The sequence below is a fragment of the Tunturiibacter psychrotolerans genome, from assembly GCF_051013365.1.
In the GTDB taxonomy this organism is placed as follows: domain Bacteria; phylum Acidobacteriota; class Terriglobia; order Terriglobales; family Acidobacteriaceae; genus Edaphobacter; species Edaphobacter psychrotolerans_A.
Genome location: NZ_CP132941.1, coordinates 1,021,395 through 1,037,346 on the forward strand (window position 1 = coordinate 1,021,395; position 15,952 = coordinate 1,037,346).

General features: G+C 58.0%; 21 protein-coding genes and 1 pseudogene. 6 read left to right on the forward strand and 16 right to left on the reverse strand.

Features of this window, described 5'->3' with window-relative positions; genetic code table 11:
- Nucleotides 1-7 precede the first annotated feature (7 nt).
- Nucleotides 8-831: pseudogene (locus tag RBB76_RS04105) on the reverse strand (oxidoreductase).
- 182 nt (nucleotides 832-1,013) lie between these two features.
- Between RBB76_RS04105 and RBB76_RS04110 the strand changes: the two are divergent.
- Nucleotides 1,014-1,376, forward strand: a complete 363-nt coding sequence (locus tag RBB76_RS04110) for a hypothetical protein (protein WP_429628673.1) — start codon at nucleotides 1,014-1,016, stop codon at nucleotides 1,374-1,376.
- Between the two features lie 89 nt (nucleotides 1,377-1,465).
- Here the strand turns inward: RBB76_RS04110 and RBB76_RS04115 are convergent, their stop codons facing one another.
- From RBB76_RS04115 to RBB76_RS04125, 3 genes are all read right to left on the reverse strand, one after another.
- Nucleotides 1,466-1,726 carry a 4Fe-4S dicluster domain-containing protein gene (locus RBB76_RS04115; RefSeq protein WP_429628672.1) on the reverse strand — a complete coding sequence of 87 codons (261 nt, stop codon included), beginning with the start codon at nucleotides 1,724-1,726 and terminating at the stop codon, nucleotides 1,466-1,468.
- Between the two features lie 130 nt (nucleotides 1,727-1,856).
- A complete protein-coding gene (locus RBB76_RS04120) occupies nucleotides 1,857-2,303 on the reverse strand; it encodes an NUDIX hydrolase (protein ID WP_429628671.1) in 447 nt (148 codons plus the stop codon).
- A gap of 1 nt (nucleotide 2,304) precedes the next feature.
- On the reverse strand, nucleotides 2,305-3,177 hold the full coding sequence (locus RBB76_RS04125) for an inositol monophosphatase family protein (protein WP_429628670.1): 873 nt from the start codon (nucleotides 3,175-3,177) through the stop codon (nucleotides 2,305-2,307).
- Nucleotides 3,178-3,284: 107 nt separating this feature from the next.
- Between RBB76_RS04125 and RBB76_RS04130 the strand changes: the two genes are divergently transcribed.
- Nucleotides 3,285-3,560 carry a DUF4242 domain-containing protein gene (locus tag RBB76_RS04130; RefSeq protein WP_429628669.1) on the forward strand — a complete coding sequence of 92 codons (276 nt, stop codon included), beginning with the start codon at nucleotides 3,285-3,287 and terminating at the stop codon, nucleotides 3,558-3,560.
- 2 nt (nucleotides 3,561-3,562) lie between these two features.
- Here the strand turns inward: RBB76_RS04130 and RBB76_RS04135 are convergent, their stop codons facing one another.
- The 9 genes from RBB76_RS04135 to RBB76_RS04175 all read right to left on the reverse strand — a co-directional run bounded on the left by RBB76_RS04135 (nucleotide 3,563) and on the right by RBB76_RS04175 (nucleotide 10,768).
- The gene (locus RBB76_RS04135) at nucleotides 3,563-4,516 is read right to left on the reverse strand and encodes a hypothetical protein (protein WP_429628668.1); all 954 of its coding nucleotides are present in this window, start codon (nucleotides 4,514-4,516) and stop codon (nucleotides 3,563-3,565) included.
- A gap of 5 nt (nucleotides 4,517-4,521) precedes the next feature.
- Nucleotides 4,522-5,583, reverse strand: a complete 1,062-nt coding sequence (locus RBB76_RS04140) for a VWA domain-containing protein (RefSeq protein ID WP_429628667.1) — start codon at nucleotides 5,581-5,583, stop codon at nucleotides 4,522-4,524.
- Nucleotides 5,580-6,035: a molybdenum cofactor biosynthesis protein MoaE gene (locus RBB76_RS04145; protein ID WP_429628666.1), complete on the reverse strand. Its 456-nt coding sequence runs from the start codon at nucleotides 6,033-6,035 to the stop codon at nucleotides 5,580-5,582. Before RBB76_RS04145 ends, RBB76_RS04140 begins: the two co-directional genes overlap by 4 nt.
- Entirely contained in the window at nucleotides 6,025-6,369 is a 345-nt protein-coding gene (locus tag RBB76_RS04150) for a MoaD/ThiS family protein (protein ID WP_429628665.1), read from the reverse strand. Before RBB76_RS04150 ends, RBB76_RS04145 begins: the two co-directional genes overlap by 11 nt.
- Before the next feature lie 146 nt (nucleotides 6,370-6,515).
- Nucleotides 6,516-7,076: a dihydrofolate reductase family protein gene (locus RBB76_RS04155; protein WP_429628664.1), complete on the reverse strand. Its 561-nt coding sequence runs from the start codon at nucleotides 7,074-7,076 to the stop codon at nucleotides 6,516-6,518.
- Nucleotides 7,077-7,303: 227 nt separating this feature from the next.
- Nucleotides 7,304-8,098, reverse strand: a complete 795-nt coding sequence (locus tag RBB76_RS04160; protein ID WP_429628663.1) for a VOC family protein — start codon at nucleotides 8,096-8,098, stop codon at nucleotides 7,304-7,306.
- Nucleotides 8,099-8,449: 351 nt separating this feature from the next.
- On the reverse strand, nucleotides 8,450-8,935 hold the full coding sequence (locus RBB76_RS04165) for a cupin domain-containing protein (RefSeq protein WP_429628662.1): 486 nt from the start codon (nucleotides 8,933-8,935) through the stop codon (nucleotides 8,450-8,452).
- Nucleotides 8,936-9,104: 169 nt separating this feature from the next.
- Nucleotides 9,105-9,506: a YciI family protein gene (locus RBB76_RS04170; protein ID WP_429628660.1), complete on the reverse strand. Its 402-nt coding sequence runs from the start codon at nucleotides 9,504-9,506 to the stop codon at nucleotides 9,105-9,107.
- Nucleotides 9,507-9,604: 98 nt separating this feature from the next.
- On the reverse strand, nucleotides 9,605-10,768 hold the full coding sequence (locus RBB76_RS04175; protein ID WP_429628659.1) for an RNA polymerase sigma factor: 1,164 nt from the start codon (nucleotides 10,766-10,768) through the stop codon (nucleotides 9,605-9,607).
- Between the two features lie 46 nt (nucleotides 10,769-10,814).
- Here RBB76_RS04175 and RBB76_RS04180 point away from each other — a divergent pair, with 46 nt between their 5' ends.
- From RBB76_RS04180 to RBB76_RS04190, 3 genes are all read left to right on the forward strand, one after another.
- Nucleotides 10,815-10,940 (forward strand): hypothetical protein, encoded by a 126-nt coding sequence (locus tag RBB76_RS04180; RefSeq protein ID WP_429628658.1) that lies wholly within the window; start codon nucleotides 10,815-10,817, stop codon nucleotides 10,938-10,940.
- A 97-nt stretch (nucleotides 10,941-11,037) separates the two neighbouring features.
- Nucleotides 11,038-11,391: a YciI family protein gene (locus RBB76_RS04185; protein ID WP_429628657.1), complete on the forward strand. Its 354-nt coding sequence runs from the start codon at nucleotides 11,038-11,040 to the stop codon at nucleotides 11,389-11,391.
- 21 nt (nucleotides 11,392-11,412) lie between these two features.
- Nucleotides 11,413-11,994 (forward strand): dihydrofolate reductase family protein, encoded by a 582-nt coding sequence (locus RBB76_RS04190; RefSeq protein ID WP_429628656.1) that lies wholly within the window; start codon nucleotides 11,413-11,415, stop codon nucleotides 11,992-11,994.
- 32 nt (nucleotides 11,995-12,026) lie between these two features.
- Here the strand turns inward: RBB76_RS04190 and RBB76_RS04195 are convergent, their stop codons facing one another.
- The 3 genes from RBB76_RS04195 to RBB76_RS04205 all read right to left on the reverse strand — a co-directional run bounded on the left by RBB76_RS04195 (nucleotide 12,027) and on the right by RBB76_RS04205 (nucleotide 14,438).
- On the reverse strand, nucleotides 12,027-13,151 hold the full coding sequence (locus RBB76_RS04195; RefSeq protein WP_429628655.1) for an LLM class flavin-dependent oxidoreductase: 1,125 nt from the start codon (nucleotides 13,149-13,151) through the stop codon (nucleotides 12,027-12,029).
- A 169-nt stretch (nucleotides 13,152-13,320) separates the two neighbouring features.
- The gene (locus tag RBB76_RS04200) at nucleotides 13,321-13,878 is read right to left on the reverse strand and encodes a YceI family protein (protein WP_429628654.1); all 558 of its coding nucleotides are present in this window, start codon (nucleotides 13,876-13,878) and stop codon (nucleotides 13,321-13,323) included.
- A 95-nt stretch (nucleotides 13,879-13,973) separates the two neighbouring features.
- Complete coding sequence (locus tag RBB76_RS04205; protein ID WP_429628653.1) at nucleotides 13,974-14,438, reverse strand: MarR family winged helix-turn-helix transcriptional regulator; 465 nt, start codon at nucleotides 14,436-14,438, stop codon at nucleotides 13,974-13,976.
- A gap of 344 nt (nucleotides 14,439-14,782) precedes the next feature.
- Here RBB76_RS04205 and RBB76_RS04210 point away from each other — a divergent pair, with 344 nt between their 5' ends.
- Nucleotides 14,783-15,874: a C1 family peptidase gene (locus RBB76_RS04210; protein WP_429628652.1), complete on the forward strand. Its 1,092-nt coding sequence runs from the start codon at nucleotides 14,783-14,785 to the stop codon at nucleotides 15,872-15,874.
- The last annotated feature ends 78 nt before the right edge of the window (nucleotides 15,875-15,952 follow it).

Sequence of the window (15,952 nt, forward strand, 5' to 3'; positions counted from 1 at the left end):
CCGCCAACTAGAAGTCGGTCGAGACGCTGAGATCCTTCCACTTCTTATCGGACTCCATCGTTGCCAGAGCGCTCTTCTCCGCAGCCGCATAGCAATCGCTCCCAAGCAACAACCGCAGCGGAGGCTCCGTCATCGACACCAGCTTCAAAAGAGCCGCAGCCGCCTTCGCCGGATCGCCTGGCTGCTTCCCGTTGTAGTTCCGCTGAAACCGCACCGTCGCCCCCACGGTCGAGTCATACTCCGCGCGCCCTTCCCGAAGCTCAGTAGACGAACCGGCAAAATCCGTACGAAACCCACCCGGCTCAACAATGGTCACCTTCACCCCAAGCGGCGCAAGCTCTTTCGACAGCGACTCCGAAAAACCCTCCACGCCAAACTTAGCAGCCGCATAGGTGCACGTCCCACCGGCCCCAGCCGCCCTGCAATAGAAGTCACCTGAACAATATGACCCGCTTTGCGCTCGCGAAAATAAGGAATCACCGCCTTCGTCATAATAATCACGCCAAAAAGATTCGTCTCGATCTGCGCACGAAACTCCGCAAGCGTCGTATCTTCGACTGGCGCAACATTTCCATAGCCCGCGTTATTCACGAGCACATCTAATCCACCAAAGCTCTCAATCGCCGCATCCACAGCGCCCTGCGCCTGCGCCTCGCTCGTCACATCCAAAGACACCGCACGAACCCGGGTCCCATACTTCGCCACCAAATCAGTAAGCTGCGCCGGATTCCTTGCCCCCGCCACCACGCGATCGCCCGCTTCCAGTACCGCTTCCACAAACGCCCTTCCAAGCCCACGAGAACTTCCTGTAATCAACCAAACCTTCGACATAAAACCTTTCTAGATGAACGAATCCACATCTTCCAGCGAAAACCTGGCATCTCTAATTGATTCAATCGATCGATTGAGGTTTCGAAATAAGCGCGAAATCGCTCTCTTCCAGCCATGCAAGGTGTAGGATTGCGTTCGGCGAGCAAACCCTCTGCCGCCCGCAGCACCTCTGGAGGAATAGCGTGAGCAAAACACAACGACTCTTTATCGCAGCCGCAATGACGGTCTCCCTGATCGCAATGGCAGAAGAACCCGGGTCAAACATCAAAGTCACCGGCTGGGTCATCGACTCAGCATGTGCCTACACCAAGGGCCTCAGCAAACCCATCGGAGTAGCCTGCGCGAAAGCCTGCGCCAAAAACGGTTCGCCTCTGGTCATCCTGCAGGATGATGGAACCATCTACCTGCCCATCGACAGCGCAACACCCTCTGCATCGCAAAACGCCAAGCTACTACCCTACGCCGGCGAGCACGTCACGGTCACCGGCAAGGACTACGCCAGAAACGGCTCCCACGGCCTCGTCATCGACACGATCACAAGATAACCAGTCAACTTCAACTAAACCAATCGCCATACAAAAAGAGACGCGCAGCCCGAAGGCCACGCGTCTCTTTTCAAATTACCAAACGAAATTTATCGCCCGTAGTGAGCCGCATTCTTGGTCTGATACTCCGCCCACTTCTCCGGCAGATCATCTCCCGCATAGATCGCCGACACAGGGCACACCGGCACGCACGCGCCGCAATCGATGCACTCCACGGGATCGATAAACAGCTGCTCCGACTCGCCGAACCCAGACTCATCCTTCTTCGGATGGATACAATCCACCGGGCAGGCATCCACGCAAGCCGAATCCTTCGTCCCGATGCACGGTTCCGCAATCACATAAGCCATCTCAAAAATCTCCCTTATTCCCGTCTAATTTCGTCGCGCAAAAATATGCTCGTTCCTAGATTCTAGCAGCACAACCGCACTCATCCGCAACTCGCCCCTTGATGCAACTACGACCGCTTTAGCCCCTGTTTCACTCACTTCGACCACTCTGCTCCCGCATCCGCTCCGCCAGATTCTCGGGAAAGATCTTCTCCCGCGACGTCGCGATCTCCTCCTCGCTCCACCACCGAATCTCGCGCATGATCTCCCTCTCATCGGCCGTAACTCCAATCAGTCGAGGCTCCTCGCGCCGACACTTCGCCCGAAAAAGAAAATCAGTATTGTCCTGCATCTCGCCCTGATGAAGAAACTGATTCCTGTCGCAGTAAACCGGCCCCGTCACCGCCAGCTCAAGCCCCAGCTCCTCCCTCACCTCACGCACCGCAGCCTCAATCTCTGTCTCACCCGCCTCAATCTCACCACCCGGCAAAGCCCAAAAAACAAACTCCCCATCCACCCTCGGCACCACAAAGCGAATCAGCAAAACATTTCCGGCCTCATCAAACAACATCACCCGGGCCGTCCTTCGCTTCCGCACCCTACTTGGCCATCATCCGTTTCGCTGCAAACTCCGCCGCCGAAGGAATCGCCGTCAACTCTCGCCCGGCAAACATCTCCGTAAACAGGTGCACCATCTCCTTCTTGATCAATCCATTCGTAACCAGCGTCTCGCGACTATCCATCGTGAACTTCCCTCCATCGAAGTGAGTCACCGTCCCGCCAGCCTCCTCCACCAGAAGATATCCCGCCGAAGTATCCCAGGGATTCAAATTGAACTCCCAGAATCCATCCAGTCGCCCACAAGCCACGTAAGCCATATCGAGCGCCGCACTCCCTGCCCGCCGCACCCCATGCGACCGCAACGTAATCTCGTTGTAGAAATGAATATTCGGGCTCTCATGCCTCTTCTTGCTCGGAAACCCCGTAGCCGTAAGCGACTCCTGCAACGAAGCCGTCTTCGACACCGAGATCTTCCGCCCATTCAGCCACGCGCCCTTGCCCCGTTCCGTCGAAAACATCTCATCCCGCAGTGGATCGTAGATCACCCCCGCAACCATCTCCCCATCTGCATCCGCGGCCAACCCTGCCGCACGCCTCTCCAGCCCCAGCACCACACAAAACGCCGGAAACCCATGCGCAAAGTTCGTCGTCCCATCCAGCGGATCCACATACCATCGATACTCGCTCTCCAGCCCGCTCCGCGTCCCCTCTTCGCCATACACGCCATGCGCAGGAAACGCCGCCTTCAGCTTCTCTACAATCAATTGCTCGCTCGCCCGGTCGGCCTCTGTCACCAGGTCCACATCGCCCTTGTACTCGGTCGTCACGCCCTTCGCATAAAACCCACGTAGCAACGCCCCCGCCTGCCGTGCAATCCCCTCGGCAATATGCGCAAACTCAAACTTCTTCACCGTAACCCTCCCATCGACCGCAGCCGTCTCCAGTGCTATCGTTGTCCTCCAGAGTATCCTGTGCTCCGCCGGCTCCGCTCGAAACTTTATCTCTCCCGAGGTCAGCCATGCCAAAGTTTCTGATCGAACGCGACATCCCCGACACCGGCCACCTCACGCGCGAACAACTCGTCGCCATCTCCGAAAGCTCCTGCCGCACCCTTCGAGGCTTCGACCCCGACGTGCAGTGGCTCACCTCCTTCGTCACCGCCGACAAGATCTACTGCATCTACATCGCTCCCGATGAAGAGATCATCCGTCGCCACGCCTTCGAAGGCGGCTTCCCCGCTAACGTCATCACCCTCATCCAGTCAACCATCGACCCCACCCACGCCGACGCCTAAGCTCATTTTTGTGATTCATACGCTTTTAGCTGCATAAGCTGCAAGGTCTGCGAAGGTACTCCTAGCTGCTCCCGCACCGCATCGGACACTAACCCACGGTCATAAGGCTCCTGCGTCCACTCATGTTTTGCATCACCGGAGTATTGCGTCCCAAACACTTGCTTTTGACCGACCTTCCAGAGATACCGATCCAGAGTAGCCGCAGCGATGAAGACGGCGGTCGCATCTCCCTTCGACACAGCCACAATCGCCAGGGTATGAGCCAGCAGATAATCTTCCGCTGTATCTCCATGCTGAAACACAACTGCCGCTTCTTCGAAGTCCTTGCCTGTATGCAGCGACTCACTGGCCAGCAGCCTCCGTGTCTGCTCTCGCCGCTCTGCATCAGTCTTATTCACCATCTCCCAATCGACCCTCTCCACCGTCCGGAGTCGTTGATCCTCTTTATAGATCGCCTCCATCTCAGTGTTCGAAGCATCGGAATCGCGTGCGGTATAAAGCCGGTTGGGCTCCCAATCCAACGCCACCGTCGCTCCAACTCCGACTCGTTCAAACAAATCAGGCTCCTCTACATCGTTCGCAGGAAGATCATCAAACATCACCTTTGCCCGAGCCCCATCCAGCCGCATTACATATGCGTCCACGTCCTTCGGGTCGGCGACGTTTTGAACGGTAAAGTGCAAAGCCCCATCAACCATTCGAAACTTAGACACCCTGTCCTTCCGCACGCCCCCGCGCATATTCGCAAACCCATAACCATTGCTTGAAAATTTTGCCGGTCGATCCCAGCTGCCGCGCAAGCTCTCACCATCCTGCACCAAACGCAAAACGAATATACTGCGGGCTCCCAACCGCATCGCCCACGTCCCGGCAAAATCTCTCATCTCAGCAGCATGGGCGACGCACGGCACAAACACGAAGACCGCAATCAAGAACTGCATCCCGCGTTTAAGCATTGTCGCTACCTCGCATCCGCGTAGTACCCCGACCTGTAGCGAAGATCATACTTCCCCTTCAGCTCCGCATCGGTCATCCGTACCTTGATCTGCCGAAAAGAAGTATCCGCCCCCCGCCTCGGCGCATAGTAGCCCAGCAAATACTGCGTCCTCAAATCATCCGACACATGCGCAAACGCCGGCTCCAGGTCCTTCGGATCCACGACATAGTAGTACTTCCCGCCGGTATCCTCAGCCATCTGAATCAACGCATGCTCCCCGCCTTCATTCCTTCCCGCGTCCGCATAGATCGGCACAATGATGATCGAGTACACCATCGCGCCCGCCCTCTGCGCCTGCTCCAGCGCCTGCGTATACCGCGACCCCTTCACCGTATCCCCGCCATCAGTAATCAGCACAATCACCCTCCGCCGCCCATTCGCAGCCGAAGTCCCCGCCAGCCTGTCCGACGCCAGATAGATCGCGTCATACAACGCCGTAGCATCCCCACGCTGAATCTCATTCAGCCCAGCCTCAATCCTCTTCGGCTGATTCGTAAACGGCACAATCTCCCGCACCACATCCGAGAACTCCATCAGGTCCAACTCATCCTGCTCCCGCAGCAGCGCCCGCACAAAGTGCTTCGCCGCCTCCTTCTCCAGCCGCTCGCTGCTCAACACCGTCTCGCTCGCATCAATGGCAAGCACAATCGACAACGGCGTCGTAGCCTCCTTCTCAAACACCGCAATCTTCTGCGGCTTCCCGTCCTCCAGAATCTGGAAATCATCCCGTCCCAGCCCACCCACAGGAGAGCCCTTCGCATCGACCACGTTCAACGCCACATTCACCAACCGCGTCTCCACTTTGATCGTCGGAAATCCACCCGCAGGAGATCCACCCTGCGAGCCATTCGTCTTACCCCCGCCCGTCTGCGTCACCACCACCGGCGGCGTCTGCACATCGTCCGGATCCTTCGGAGCCTGCGCTCCATCCACCGGAGGAGGTTCCCGCACCACCGGAGCCTGCGAAAGCAGATCCCCTCGCACAAACAGCAGCCCCGCACCTAACACGAGCCCCGACCACTTCATCCCTGTCTCTCCGGCCCAGCAACCGCAATCTCATCTGGAAACGGCTCTCCATCCGCCCAGATCGCCCCATCCACAAATTGTTCCTTCTTCCATATCGGTACCGTCTTCTTCAACGTATCGATCAGCCACCGGCAAGCCTCAAACGCCGCGCCACGATGCGCCGAAGCCACCACAATCAGCACACTCGTCTCCCCCACCATCAGCCGGCCCAGCCGATGCACCAGCGCCACCTCCCGCACGCCGAACCGCTCCACCGCCTCGTCCGCCAGCCCCCGCATCTTGTCCAGCGCCATCTCCCGGTAGGCCTCGTAGTCGAGATAAAGCGTCTTCCTTCCCCGGGTATTATTCCGCACGATCCCGTCGAACACACACACCGCACCATCTTCGCCGGCCTTGATCTCCGCGACAATCTCCTCCGCCGGAATCAACTCATCCAAAATCTCAACCCGCATCAACCTTGCGCCTCTCATTACAAACTGTCGTCATCCTGACCCTGAGCGCAGTCGAAGGGGAAGGGCCCTGTATTTCGTCCTCGCCTTCCCAACCCCCGCTCACCGGCGGCAACAAAGCCACCTCATCTCCTTCCCGCAACACCACCACCGCCCGCGCATACTCCTGATTCACCGCCACAGCCATCGAATCCCAAATCTCCCCCACCCCCGCATACCGCTCACGACAAGCACCAATCAAATCCGCCACCGAAGCTCCCTCCGCCAACTCCATCTCCTCAACGCCCCGGCCAAACACATCCTTAAGCACACCAAAATAAAGAACTCGCACCCGCATATTCCATCAGAATACGCGAGCACGAGTCTTTGACGTCACCACCAGCTCAAACATCACCGCACGACGGAGCAACATCACCATTCCAACGGCGATCAGGTCATACCCAACGGCAAACCCGCCGCAACCGCCTTACGCAAAATCCGCAGTCACCGCACCGGCTCATAGTGGAGCAACACGCTCCCATTCCCAAACACACGATGCTTCGTCAGCTTCAGCCGCTGCCTCTCTTCCAGCCCTTCGAACATCGTCCTGCCGCCACCCAACGCCACAGGAATCACCGCGATCTGATACTCATCAATCAGCCCCGCACCCGCCAGTTGCGCAACGATCGTCCCACTCCCGAAGATCACAATCCCCTCCCCGGCCTCCGCCTTCATCTTCCGCACAGCTTCCACCGGATCGCTCTTCACCAGCGTCGTATTCTTCCACTCCGCCTTCTCCATCGTCTTCGAAAACACCAACTTCTGCGCGCTATTCATCTTCTCCGCGACCTCCGGCATCATCGCAGTCGCAGCAGGCGTCGGCCAGAAGCTCACCATCAGGTCGTACGTCTTCCTTCCAAATAAAAGCGTCCCGCCGCCTTTGGCATTTCCTCGGGTAAACTCATTCCACTCTGCGTCATCATTACGGGCAAAGCTCATGTCTCCCTTATCATCCGCAATGTAGCCATCCACCGACACATTGTTGAACACCATCACTGTCTGCATTCCCTCTCCTTAATCGCCGCCGTCGTCGTGATCTTTGCCGTTGTCTTTGCTTTCCTTGTTGACACCCCGCAGGGGATAAGCGGTTGCGTGTTCTCTTCCAAGCAAAATAAAAATCGTCGTTTCGACCGCAGCCGCTCACGGTGTCATCGTGAGCGGCGCAGTCGAGAAACCCGCTTTTACCCTTACCGTGCCACTACCTCAGGTAAGTCGCCGCTAATTCCAACGACCTACTTAGGCCCAACCACCGCAAACAAAGCCCCCTGCGGATCGATCCCCTGAACGATCCAGCTCCCGCCCGGAACCTCATGCGGCCCCATCAACACCTTGCCGCCTCTCGCCCCAACTCTCGCCGCCGCAGCATCCGCGCTCTCCACGTTGAAGTAGTAGATCCAACCCGGACGATTCGCCTGGTCCATCGCCGTCATCATCCCACCTAGCGTAGGCCCATCCGCAGCAAACATCTGGTATATCCCCGCCTGCCCCATATCCATCACTTCGGTCTTCTTCCAGCCGAACATCCCCGAATAAAACTCGAACGCCGACTTCCCATCCACTGCATGCAGCTCATGCCAGTTCGCAAAGCCCGGCGTCCCAGCCGGCGGCTGCGGCGGCCTCTCTGCTCCCGCCTTGGCCTGAAACAGCACAAACACCGTCCCCTGCGGATCAGCCACTACAGAAAATCGTCCAACCTCCGGAATCTCCCGCGCCGGACGATGCACCTTCCCACCCGCTGCCTGCACTCGCTTCGTGTACTCGTCCACATCATCCACGCCGATGTAGCCGATCCATCCCGGCTTGTTCCCGCTGGCAAAAAACTCCTTCGGCATCGCGATCATTCCCGCAACCGGAACCTTTCCAGCCTTCAGAATCGTGTAAGGCTCCCCCGGAGTTATGCCTGGCTGCGTATCGGCCTCCCATCCCACAACCCCGCGATAGAAGACCTCAGCAGCCTTCGCATCCGAAGTCACCAACTCATACCAGACAAAATTCGAAGGCCCACCCTTCCCATTTTCAAGCGTCATCGTCTTCTCCTTTTGGTTGATCGAACTTCATTGATCGAACAGAAATCACCGCAACGGTCGTCGATAAACCGGGCCGAGCCCACCCAGCAACATCTTCACGAAGCACCGTCTTCCAGAAATACGCAGGAACCCGAATCAAGTTCACTCCCAAAGGACACAAAGTTACGCCTGGGAATTCTAGGAAAACACCATACCCACCGGTAGGTACCCAGTCAAGGCCGTATCCCGAATCAGCTGCCACCTACTGACACCGGAACTCAAGCGCTCACGCTGTCATTCTTCCGCAGCAATCGCGAGAGGCCTTCGCAACGTACTCAAACCGCAAAGATTTGGACGAGTGCGAGGCAGTTGCTACTCCGGCAGCGGCCCAAGAATATCGATCTGATATTTGGCACAAAGGCGACCGAGCTTCACCAGATCCGGCTGCTTCGGTTTTGGCAAGACCCTCTCCAGTGCAGGCTCCGCCATCTCCTCCATCATTCCAACGAACCCGGTTCCGGGCGTCGCCAGGATCAGCATCGTCGCGGGAACAGAACCACTCGCACGAATTCCGTGAGGAATTCCCCGTGGCAGAAACATATAGCCTCCCGGTCCAACTACTGTCTTCACACCATCGCAGATAAACGTGTACTCGCCGTCCAACACATAAAAGGCTTCATCTTCGACATGATGAAGATGGTAAGGAGTGGCATGCCCCGGCGCTGCAATCTGGTACACCATCGAGAAGGCTCCGCCGGTTGACTCCGTCGTCGCTTTGACGATGCAGAGATTGTTGAGAAACCAGTACGCAGGTCCTTCTGCCTCGGCAACACTTCGCGGTAAAAGTCCAGTCAGCATAGTTCTCTCCAAACGATAGATAGATTATGAATCACCTGAGCGACTTGATCCGCTCACACTCAACACCAGAGTAGGACAGCTATAACGCAAAAGATATCCGCGGTTCTACACAAAATATTCTGCAGAACCACATAGCTTCTGTGTAGCGACCTCTATCCGGTTCCAGTCCTCACTGCGCGGCGCCCTTTAGCCGTCGCTGTTCGCTCTTCTGAATCATTTCGCTCATGTCGGCAGCTGGACGTATCTCGAACACCGCTCCATACTTCAGGGTCGGATGCACCGACACGAGTTGAATGGCATGATTCATGTCCCGCGCCTCGAGCACACCAAAGCCGCCGAGCTGTTCCTTGGTCTCCGCATAGGGACCGTCGGTCGTCGCGACTTTCCCGTTCTTCCAGGACAACGTCAACACGTTTTCACTAGGCTGAAGAGCTATTCCAGCACCAGCGTGCCCGTTAGCGCGCAGATAGTCGTCGTATTCGAAACCTTCGTCGAACATTGCGTTTCGCTCCTCCTCAGTCATGCTCGCGTGTTTTGCTGGATCGTAGTATCCCAAGCAGATGTATTTCATTGGACCTCTCCTTTTTTGGTCAGCGGGTTCACCTCGCACACTGAGTCGTTCACGTTATAGTCGTCGAGCGCAGGGGAAATCGACAGTAGAGCCAGTTTCTAATTCAACTCCCGCAGCCGCCCCGCGAGAAAACGGCGATCCGAGTCCTGCCCAGCCAGCGCCAGCGCCTTCTCATACGAAGCACGCGCCTCCGAAATCCTTCCCAGCCTGCGACACAAATCCGCGCGGGCCGAGTGCGCAAGGTGGTAATTGGCGAGTTCCTCGCGCGCCAGCAAGTCATCGATGAGACGGAGCCCCTGCTCTGGACCTTCGCACATCGCGACGGCAACGGCGCGGTTGAGTTCCACGACCGGAGATGGCTGAATTCGAATCAGCCCGTCGTAGAGCAGCGTGATCTGGCGCCAGTCCGTCGACGCCGTCGACGAAGCCTCGGCGTGAACTGCCGCAATCGCCGCCTGCAGGGTGTAGGGACCAAAACGGCGCGATGCAAGCGCGCGCCCCGTGAGCGAGACCCCCTCCGCAATCTGATCCCTGTTCCACAACAAGCGATCCTGCTGCTCCAGCAGGATCAGATCTCCCTCCGCAGAGCTTCGCGCAACGCGGCGCGACTCCTGCAGCAGCATCAGCCCCAGCAGGCCCATCACCTCGGGTTCCGGAAGAAGGTCGAGCAGCAGTCTACCCAGACGGATCGCCTCGCAGCTCAGTTCCGCTCCCGTTGCCACCGCGGAATACCCTGCGTTGAAGACCAGGTACACCACCAGAAGCACGGCCCCTAGCCTTGCCGATAACTCCTGCGACCCGGGCACCTGGTAAGGAATCGCCTTATCGCGGATGATGGCTTTCGCGCGAACGATGCGTTGCGCCAGCGTCGCCGGCGTAACCAGAAATGCCCGCGCAATCTCCTCTGTTGTCAGGCCGCAGACTTCACGCAGCGTAAGCGCAATCTGTCCCTCCGGTGGCAGCGCGGGATGGCAACACGTGAAGATGAGACGCAGTCGATCGTCCTCGATCTCCTCTTCCTGCCACGCATCGTGGATGCGCGCTTCGTCCATATGCGCTTCAAGGTGCAGTGTAAGATCTCTCTCTACTCCGTCAAAGCGCGTCCGCCGGCGAATCCCGTCAATGGCCTTGAAGCGTGCGGCTGAAATCAGCCAGGGGCGCGGTTTTTCCGGAATGCCGTCATGTGGCCATCTGTCCAAAGCAGTGGCAAAGGCCTCGTGCATCACCTCTTCGGCAAGATCAAGATCGCCAAGAAGGCCCACCAGTGTAGCCAGAATCCTGCCCGATTCAGACCGGTAAAGAGTCTCTATGAATCTGCTCACATCTTCGGGCGCAGTCGGCGGCATGCATGTCAAACTAGCAAACGGACAGAATCAGCACAACTGCCTCGCCAAGGCTGAAGCCGCCGCCAGAAATAAAACTCCCCAAAAATAAAATTTCCCCGCCGCGTTGTCGAATTCCGGTCTCTCCGTTCGTCGATATAGTGAAGGCCGGGCAGAAACCCGCCTGAAGGACCATCACAGGAGAAAACATGCCGCAATATCTGGTTGCAATCCACCACCCCGACGGCTACGACGGGTCCCAAGAGGGCCAAGAAATGATCCGTGATATTCATCTGCTCAACGAAGAGATGGCGGCTGCCGGTGCCAGGTTCTTCGCTGGCGGCCTCCAATCGGCGCCCCACGCAAAATCACTGCGCAAACAGCCCGGCGGAAAAGTGTCCGTCACCGATGGACCATACCTCGAGACCAAAGAACACATCGGCGGCTTTTGGATACTCAACGCAGCCAACATGGATGAGGCCGTCGCGTGGGGACGCAAAGCCGTCGTTGCCTGCCGCGCATCGGTCGAGGTGCGCGAGTTCCTCGCAATGCCAAAACAATAAAAACGGATCACGGAGACTCAAATGAGAAAGCTCAAAATCATGGAGCATATCTCGCTGGACGGCGTGCTCGCCACCTCCGGCGATGACGGCGATTTCCACTACGGTGATTGGACCGCGCCCTATCGAACCCCTGTCGGCAGGGACGCACTCATCGCCGCACATGGCGGGAGCTACGATCTGCTGATTGGCCGTCGCACCTACGATGCCTGGTCGGGCTACTGGCCAAAGGCGCCGAGTAGTCCCATGGCAGACAGCCTCAATGCGGCAAAGAAATATGTCGTGACCCACCGTCCGGAAAGCCTTGAATGGGGCCCGTTCGAGGCCGTCGGACAGGACATCATCGAGAGCATCCGCCGCATCAAGTCGCAGGACGGCCCAAACCTCATCCTCTGGGGCAGCTCCACGCTGACCTCGACGCTGCTCGAACATGGGCTTGCGGATGAAGTCGTATTCGTCGTCTATCCGGTCCTGGTGGGCACGGGGAAGCGCTTCTTTGCGGAGGGAACCCCGGCACACTCGTTCGAACTCGTCAGCACGCAAACAACGCCAACCGGCGTCGTCCTCAGTCACTACAAGACCGCCGGGCCTTTGAAGACCGCATAGAATCCAACAGGGTCACGCCGATCGCTGCCGTATCACGCCCGAGTCACAGCCAACTCATCTTCATCGGATGATTCTCCATCCGAGGTTGGAGGCTGAATTTCATCCTCTATCGTTGGACTATCGGTCCTTGTCTCGGCTCGTATGACTGGAGCGACTTTCTCGCCAAAGAGCTCAATCGCCTTTGCGACCTCACGGAAGGGAAGCCGCCCGATGTCGATCTGCGCGAGAAAACGATCATGGTGGAGGAGTTCGTACTCCCGCATAATCTTGTCGATCATCTCCTGCGCGGAGCCAATCATCAGCCCTGTGCCTGGTCCGGTCATGCTTTGGAACTCGTCCGGCGAGAGTCTCACTGGTCGCTTGCCCCGCGGCATCGCTTCGCTCAGATATTGCTGGTAGAACGCCCGATGAAACTCCCGTGCCTCTTGTCCATCTTCACCAAGGTAGGCATGACTGTTGATACTGACCTTCAAATTCGCCAGAGGGTGTCCGGCATTTTTACCGGCCTCCCGGTACAGGTCAACGATCGGTTTGATGCCAGTCATCGGGCCACCCAGAACCGCCAATGCCATCGGCAGACCGAGAGCGCCCGCGCGAACCGCACTCTGCGGTGTACCCCCCACACCGATCCAGATCGGCAACTCCCGCTGTATGGGGCGCGGCGAGATCTCCGCATCTTGCAAGGCACTGCGGAAGTTTCCTCTCCAGGTGATCCGCTCCGAACGGTTGAGCTGTCTCAGTAAGTCGAGCTTCTCTGAGAACAGCTCATCGTAGTCACGCAGGTCGACGCCGAACAACGGGAACGGTTCTGTAAAGACTCCGCGTCCTGCGATGATCTCTGCGCGACCTCCCGAAATAAGATCCACAGTGGCAAAGTCTTGAAAGACACGAACCGGATCGGCAGCGCTCAAGACCGTCACTGCGCTCGTGAGCCGAATGCGTTTGGTCGCCTGAGCGATCGCAGCCAGCACGATCGCCGGTGACGAGACGGCAAAATCGAGGCGGTGGTGTTCTCCAACGCCAAACACGTCGAGCCCCACCTGATCCGCGAGCGTAGCCGCTTTGATTGTTTCGTCGATGCGGTCACGGGCATTCATCTGAATGCCGGTCTTGGGGTCCGTGATGAGATCGGAGAGCGTGTAAAGACCGAGTTCCATAGTTGCGTAGCCTTCTGTGCAGCTTTTGCAAGAACCAACATCCCAATGTTGGAGGGTTGCGGCACGATCCTCATGAGACGAGACGCGCTAAGTTCAAATTCGTGCGCCGCCAGAACACGCGTTGATCTGTGCTCTGGCGGCAATCATCTTTCCAACACCAGCGCCGCCCTTATGCCTGCTTCACAAGCTCCAGGTCCAGAGTGATGCTGACATCCTCGCCCACCATCAAACCGCCTGCCTCGAGCGCCGCGTTCCAGGTCAGCCCGAACTCCTTGCGATTGATCTTCGTGGTCGCCGACAGACCAATGCGCGTGTTGCCCCACGGATCCTTCGTCGCCGCAGACGGCCCCTCCACCGCGAACTGCACGCTGTGGGTGACACCCTTGATCGTCAGGTCGCCCGTGACGACGACCTCCCCATCCGACTTCAGCGCGATGTGCGTCGACTTCAACTGCATCGTCGGAAACTGCTCGGCGTCGAAGAAGTCTGCGCCCTTCAGGTGGGCATCGCGGCCCTCATCCCGTGTGTGGATCGACGCAATCTCGATCGATGCCTCTACGCTCGACTGCGTCAGATCATTCTCGTCCAGCGATAACGTGCCGGTCACGGTGGTGAAGTTACCCTTCAAGTTGGAGATCATCATGTGTTTGACCTTGAACTCGACAACGGAGTGGGTTGAATCGACGTTCCAGGTGGTAATGGCGGGGGTTGCGACTGTGGTGCTCATGGTGGTGTTTCCTTTCCGGTGGTTTGCACCGTGCTGTTCAGTGGATTTGATGCGTTGCAAGGACATTCGTTGCAACAACTATTAGAGCAAAAAAATTAATCGTGAGGCTGGCGGGCAAGGCGCAGCAGATCCGTCAGAAGCTTCAATCGCTTCCCCCCAAGATGGCCTAGGAGTTCGACATGAGTCGCAAGCACGGGCTTATCCAGCCGCGCCAGCACTTTCAGTCCCTCCGGCGTAATCCGCGCCCATACGGTCCGCCGATCCTTACTCTCCCGCGAACGGGAGACCAAAGATCGCTTCTCCAACCGGTCCAGCAACCGCGTAATGTCCGAGTCCCGCGTCACCATACGGTTGCTGATCTCCCCGCATGGAATGCCCTCCGGGGCGCCCCGCAGAATCCGCAGCACGTTGTACTGTGTCTCCGAAAGATCATCGGCTTTCAACACCTGCGCAAACCGGTGCGACAGAACCTCCATCGTCCGCATCATCTCAAGGTGCGCGACCTCTTCAGGGGAGGATCCCGGCTTTGGCTTGCGCTCGGTTTGGACAGGGGCTCTCATCTACTCTATAACGATATTCCTTATAACAACTATTGTCAAGAGGAAGGATGAGATGTCAGCGACGAGCCATAAGGCTCATTCCCAAACCGGGTGAGCCTTTAAAGCCCGGGGGAAGATTTCCACCGAAGCCACACGCCTTTTCTGTGGGCTTCTCTGATTGGCGCAGTGGGCAAGGTCGTTTCAGGACGGATCTGATTGCGCTATCCCTTTCGGTCACCACCTGGGAATGACCCGAAAGTCTCATACAAGCTTTGCGGTTCGTTGTTCAGGACACAACAGCTTGATCTTATGATGTGAAGATTCTGGACATAGATCGGCGCGCGTGCGTGCCGCAGAGAGCAGGGATGATGTCTGTAAATGAGACGGCAGGTTGTTTGGAGATGCTCGAGGGTTCGCAGGGTGAGGACTCGACCTCGTTAAATGGAAACGCAGGTCACCTGGGTGGAAGCGCGGGCAACATTGCCGGACGGAGTGGTCAGACAGGCGGACAGGGGGCGCAACCGGGCGTGGCGCCGGCATCGACGCGAGACGTAGCTGTTTTGGCGAGCAATGACGTCGCGGGCAAAGCCCCGGGGACAGGTAAGCCGGAAGGACGCGGCCGTCGCGGATGCATCCCGGATGTTCCGGATGCGCGCGATGTGCACTACGTTCCTCCGGTGGACACAGCAACCCTGCCGGAGAGTGTGGACCTTCGAGCATTGTGCCCGCCGGTGTACAACCAGGGGAACCTGGGAAGCTGCACCGCGAATGCGATTGGCGCGGCGATCGAGTACAACCAGATGCAGACGGGGAAGCAGAGTTTTGTGCCGTCGCGGTTGTTCATTTATTTCAACGAGCGTGTGCTGGAAGGCACGATCAAGCAGGATGCGGGAGCGACGATTCGTAATGGAATCAAGACAGTGGTGCGGCTGGGAGCGCCACCTGAAGACCTGTGGGCGTATGACGAGTCCGCAGTGTTCACTCAGCCACATCCCGATGCGTATGCGGCAGCGAAGCTCGATCTTGTAACCGTGTATTGCCGCGTAGGGCAGACTCTACCGCTGTTGCAGGCCTGTCTCATGGAAGGCTTTCCGATTGTCTTCCGATATACGTGCTTTCCGTCGATGGACCACACGTGGGACGACGGTGTGATCCCGATGCCGGGACCAACGGAGACCTCGGAGGACGGGCACTGCATGCTGATCGTCGGCTACAACAATGCGAACCGGACGTTCCTTGTGCGGAACTCGTGGGGCACGCAGTGGGGGCAACAGGGGTACGGCACGATGCCGTACGACTACATTCTGTCGCCGCAATGGACGACGGACCTATGGACAATCCGCAGTGTGACGGAGCGTGCGGCAAAACCCCTAAGCTCCGCGTTTTCGATGCCGGAAGAGCCTTCCGCCCCGTCAGCGTCGGAGGGAGAGACAGGCGCAGGCAAAAGGGCCTTCTAGCAACCGCTCCACCGACCCAAACGCCCCGGCCGCTATGGCCGTCCTCTTGTTCGCCGCCGCCCGAGAACGTCTGCGTGC